Source organism: Streptomyces sp. NPDC003379, from assembly GCF_053589195.1.
In genome coordinates this window covers 1-5,588 of the sequence record NZ_JBSFRK010000110.1, presented here as the reverse complement: position 1 = coordinate 5,588, position 5,588 = coordinate 1, and the positions used below count along the sequence as shown (strand labels likewise).

The window sequence follows — 5,588 nt, the reverse complement described above, 5'->3', positions numbered from 1 at the left end:
CCGCCGCCACCACCTCGACGTCATCCAGCACCACCAACCGGACCACCACGTCCTCGGGCACCATCCCGCGCGTCTCCTCGGTGCACACCACCGCCGCCGGAGCCGAATCGGCAAGCAGGAACGCCACCCGCTCCGCCGGATACCCCGGATCCACCGGGACGTAGGCAGCACCCGCCTTCCACACACCCAGCAAAGCCACCAACAAATCGGCCGACCGCTCCATCACCACCGCAACACGATCACCCCGACCCACACCCAAACCCACCAGATACGCCGCGAAACGACCCGCCTCATCAGCCAACACCCCATACGACAGCACCCGTTCACCGTCAACCACAGCCGGTGCATCAGGCCGCAGCCCCACCCGCCCGGCAAACAACTCCGGCACCGAAACCCCCCGCACCGGCACCGCCGTCGCATTCCACGCCTCCACCACAAGACCCCGCTCGAAAGCCCCCACCACGTCGACCCGACCCACCGGCACCGACGGATCCGCCACCATCTGCTCAAGCACCCGTATCAGCCGCTGTCCCAGCTCGGAAACCGCCCGCTGGTCGAACACATCGGGCCGATATGTGAAGCGGACGTCGAGGTGGCGGGTCAGGAGGACGCCGAGGGTCAGCGGGTAGTTGGTCGCCTGGGGGCCCGGCGAGACGGTGAAGGCGGGGGCGGTGGGGGCCGCGGGCGGCGCGGGGTAGTTCTCGTAGACCACGAGCGTGTCGAAGACGGCGCCGGGACCGGCCAGCTTCTGGATCTCCGGAAGTCCCAGATGCTGGTGGGCGATGAGTGCGGACTGGCGCTCCTGGAGCCGCGTCAGCATCTGGGCCACCGACTGCCCGCCGTCGAGGCGCACGCGCACCGGCAGCGTGTTGATGAACAGGCCGATCATCGATTCCACGCCGGGCAGTTCGGCGGGCCGTCCCGCGACGGTCGCGCCGAACACCACGTCCGTACGCCCCGCGAGCCGCGCCAGGACCAGCGCCCACGCGCCCTGCACCACCGTGTTCACCGTCAGGCCCTTGCCGCGGGCCAACTCCACCAGGGCCCGGGTGGATTCCTCGGAGAGCCGAACCACGTCTTCTTCGGGCAGCACCGGCAGTACCGGCGTCCCGCCCGGGTCCGCCGGGGCCACGAGGGTCGGCTCGTCGGCCCCGGCCAGCTCCGCACGCCAGGCGGCACGCGCCGCCTCCTTGTCCTGCCGGCCCAGCCAGACCAGGTAGTCCCCGTACGAGGCCGACCGCTTGAGCACGGAGGCGTCGCCGCCCGCCTCGTACACCTCCGAGAGCTCGCCGAGGAGGACCGGCATCGACCAGCCGTCCATCAGGAGGTGGTGGGAGGTGACGACGAGCCGGTGCCGGTGCTCGCCGAGGCGGATCAGCAGCAGCCGGAGCAGCGGCGGGGCCGTGAGGTCGAAGCGCTCCGCCCTTTCCCGCGCGGCCAGTTGCTCGACGCGGGCCGCGCGGACGGGCTCCGTCTGCGCCGAGAGGTCGACCTCGTGCCAGGGCACCGTCACGTTCCGGGTGATGAGTTGGACCGCCTCGCCCGTCTTCCTGCGGTGGAAGCTGGCCCGCAGCGCCGCGTGCCGGTCGAGGAGCGCCTCCCATGACGCCCGTAGACGGTCGGCGTTCAGCGGTCCTTCGACGGCGAGCGTGAACTGCACGGCGTAGACGTCGGGGCCCTGGTCGTCGAAGTCGGCGTGGAACAGCAGTCCCTCCTGGAGGGGCGACAGCGGCCACACTCCCGCGAGGGCCGAGCCCTGCGCTGAGCCCTGGGCCGAGCTGCGGTCCGGTCCATGGTCCGGTTCGTGATCCGGGCCATGGTCTGGGCCACGGGCCGGACCTTGGGCGGCGGTTGATGACTTCACCGGGACAGACCCTCCTGGAGCTTGGCTGCTATCGCTTCGAACTGGTCGACCTCGTCCTGTTCGAGGTCGAGGAGATGGAAGTCGGACGGGGTGTGCCCGCCGGCCGCGGGCTCGTCCGTGTGCGCGGCGAGGCCTGCCAGCATCCGCAGCCAGGCCCGGCCCAGACGCTCCATGTCGGCGTCGTCCAGGAGCTGTCCCGGCCGGCTGAGGGTGACGGTCAGCTCGGGTCCGGCCGGGGTGTCCCGGACCACCGCGAGTCCTTCCACCACATGCATGGCCGGCAGGTCCGGTTCGGCGGAGCCGCCGACCGCCGCCGCCCCGGCCAACTGCCACTCGCCGACCGTGCCGTCCGCGCCAGCCGTGCCGTCCGTCGGTCCGGCGGCGAACCGGCCGAGGTAGTTGAAGCCGATCTGCGCGGTCGGCGCGGCTTCGAGGACCGGGCCCGTCTCGTCGTTGAGACAGCGCAGCAGTTCGTAGCCGAGGCCGTCGCCGGGCACTGCCCTGGCCTGTTCCTTGACGGCCTTCACCAACGTACCCGCCGCCGGGCCACCGGCCATAGCGTCGTCCAGGTCGGTGCCGGTCACCTCGATGCGGACCGGGTGGACGCTGGTGAACCAGCCGACGGTGCGGGACAGATCCGTGTCCTCCAGGGGTTCACGGCCGTGTCCCTCGATGTCCACGAGGAGGCCTCCGGTCGCGGCCTGCGGCCTCCAGTGCGTGACGGCGGCCGCCAGGGTCGCGAGGAGCACGTCGTCCACGCCGCAGTGGAAGGCGTTGGGGGTCCGGCCCACCAAGGTGGCCGCCTGCTGCCGCGGCACTGTCCACGAGCGGCGACGCAGCGTTCGCGCGGTGTCCACCTCCGGGTCCAGCGCCCGGTGGCCCAGCGGTGGCCGGGCCTCTCCGAGCAGCGTGGACCAGTCGGCGAGTTCGGCGACCCGGCTCTCCGTGCGTGCCTGTGCGGAGAGGAGTTCCGCCCAGCGCCGGAACGACGTCCCCACCGGATCGAGCAGCGGCTCACGCCCGGCCGCGACCGCTTCGCACGCCGCCCGGAGGTCCGGGAACAGCACCCGCCACGACACCCCGTCGACCACCAGGTGATGCACCACCAGCACGGTCCGTCCCGGGCGTCCGGGCCCGGCGTCCACCCAGACCGCCCGCACCATCACGCCTGACGCCGGATCGAGCAGCTCCGCCGCCTCACGCGCGGCCCGCCCCGCGATCTCGTCCAGGGCATCGTCCGTCGCGTCCGCCGCACTGGAGGCGCCCACCGCGTCCACCCGGGCCACCAGCCCCCCGGCGTCCACCGAACCGCGCTCCCCGACGATCAGCTTCAGCTCGCCCGGTACGGTCCGCGCCCGCAGCATGTCGTGCGTGTCGAGGAGCGCCCCGAGACCGGCCGCCAGCACATCGAGGCCGAGGTCCGCCGGTGCACCGACGGTCATCCACTGTGTGAAGCCCGCGCCCGCGGCTCGCTCGCCGAACGCCCGCATCACCGGCGTCCAGGGCATCTCCCCCACGCCTACGTCGAGGACGGCGGCGGCGCGTTCCGCCGTCCCGATCGCCTCCGCTACGGCGGCGAGACGCTCGGGGGTCTTCTCCTCGAACACGTGCCTGGGCGTCAGTACCAGGCCCGCCCTGCGCGCCCGGGACACCAGTTGCATGGAGCTGATCGAGTCGCCGCCCAGCTCGAAGAAGCCGTCGTCCGCGCCGACGCGCTCAAGGCCGAGCATCTCGGCGAACACGTCGCACAGGATCCGCTCCGTCTCCGTGCGCGGCTCCCTGCCCGAGACCCGCTCGGCGAAGTCGGGCGCGGGCAGGGCGGCACGGTCGAGTTTGCCGGTCACCGTGAGCGGCAACGCGTCGAGGACGAGGACCGCTGTCGGCACCATGTACTCCGGCAGCGCGCGGGCGGCGAAGTCGCGTACCGTCCGCCCGTCCACCGCCTGTGGGTCCGCGGCCACATAGCCGATCAGTCGGCGTTCGCCCGGTCGGTCCTCCCGCACCAGCACCACGGCCTCGCGCACGCCGGCGCAGCTTTCGAGAGCGGCCTCGACCTCGCCGGGTTCGATCCGGTGTCCGCGGATCTTGAGCTGGCCGTCGGCGCGGCCCGCGAAGACCAGTTCGCCCTCGCTCGTCCACCGCACCACGTCCCCGGTGCGGTACATCCGCTCGCCCGTCCCGAACGGGCAGGCCACGAACCGCTGCGCCGAGAGACGGGCGCGCCCCAGGTAGCCGCGTGCGAGCCCGGCACCGGCCACGTACAGCTCGCCCGCCACACCCACCGGCACCGGCCGGAGGGCCGGGTCCAGCACGTACACCTTGATGTTGCCGATCGGGCCGCCGATCGGTGTCGCGGCGTCGCGGTCCCGGCGTACCGGGCTGACCGTGGAGATGACCGTCGCCTCGGTGACGCCGTACTGGTTGTACATGGTGCGGCCCGGCAGCCAGCGCCGGCGTGCCTCGGCGGGCATGGGCTCGCCGCCGGTCACCAGTATGCGCAGGTCCGGTACGTCGTCCGGCCGTATCTGGGAGAGGTAGGTCGGCGTGGTCGCCAGATGGGTGACGCCCTGCGCCCGCATCAGCCGGGTCAGCTCGTCGCCGGAGGTGTCCAGTTTCGCGGGGGCCAGGACGAGCCGCCCGCCCGCGCACAGCGTCGGCCAGATGTCCGCCATGGAGACGTCGAAGCTCGGCGAGACGAGTTGCAGGACGCGGCTGTCCTCGTCGATTCCGTAGCGCTCCACGTTGTCCGCGACGAGGTTGCGCAGCCCGTGGTGGGTGACCGCCACGCCCTTGGGCGCCCCCGTCGACCCCGAGGTGTGGATCACGTACGCGGCGTTGTCCGCCGTCAGCGGCGCCCGGCGCTCCGCGTCGCGCAGCGGGCCGCCCGGACGTTCCGCCACCTCCGCGGCCACCGTCGGGTCGTCCATGACCACGACCCGGCCCGAGCCCTCTTCCGGTACGACGGCCCGGGTCCGCGTGGTGCACAGGACCACCGCCGGATCGGAGTCCTCCAGCAGGTACGCCACGCGCTCCGGCGGGTACTCCGGGTCCACCGGCACGAACACCCCGCCGGCCGTGGACACCGCGAGCAGCGACACCACCAGCGCCACCGACCGCTCCGCGACGACCGCCACCCGGCACTCCGGGCCCACGCCCGCGTCGATCAGGTGCCGCGCGAGACGCGCCGCCCCGTCCGCCAACTCCGCGTAGGTAAGGGTTTGTTCACTCGATACGACCGCCATCGCGTCCGGCGACCGCTCCACCCGTTCCTCGAAGAGCTCCACGACCGACGACGGCCGCACCGGGCGGGCGGTGTCGTTCCACCGCTCCACCACGCGCGAGCGTTCGGCCGCCGTCAGGACGTCCACATCACTGAGCCGGATGCCCGGGTCGGCGGCGACCTGCTCAAGGACGCGTACCAGGCGCCGCGCCAGCGCCTGCACGGTGTCCTCGTCGAACAGGTCGATGGCATAGAGGATTTCGCCGTCGAGTCCCGCCGGGGCGCCGTGTCGGTCGCGGCGCTCGACCGCGGACACCGCCAGGTCGAACCGGGCGGCGAGCTCGGGCGGCAGCGGCGAGGGGCCCACCCGTACGCCTGGGAGGTCCCACTCGGCCTCGGGCACGTTCTGCAGGGCCAGCATCACTTGGAAGAGGGGTGTGCGGGACAGCGACCGGGACGGGTTCAGCTCCTCGACCAGGCGCTCGAAGGGCACGTCCTGATGCG

2 protein-coding genes are annotated in these 5,588 nt (G+C 72.7%); both read right to left on the bottom strand.

Going from position 1 to position 5,588, the window contains the following annotated elements:
- Positions 1-1,738: condensation domain-containing protein (locus ACWDVB_RS40060; RefSeq protein WP_451612058.1), on the bottom strand; the 1,738-nt coding region annotated here is incomplete at its 3' end.
- A gap of 122 nt (positions 1,739-1,860) precedes the next feature.
- A partial coding sequence (locus ACWDVB_RS40055; RefSeq protein WP_451519989.1) for an amino acid adenylation domain-containing protein occupies positions 1,861-5,588 on the bottom strand: 3,728 nt, incomplete at its 5' end.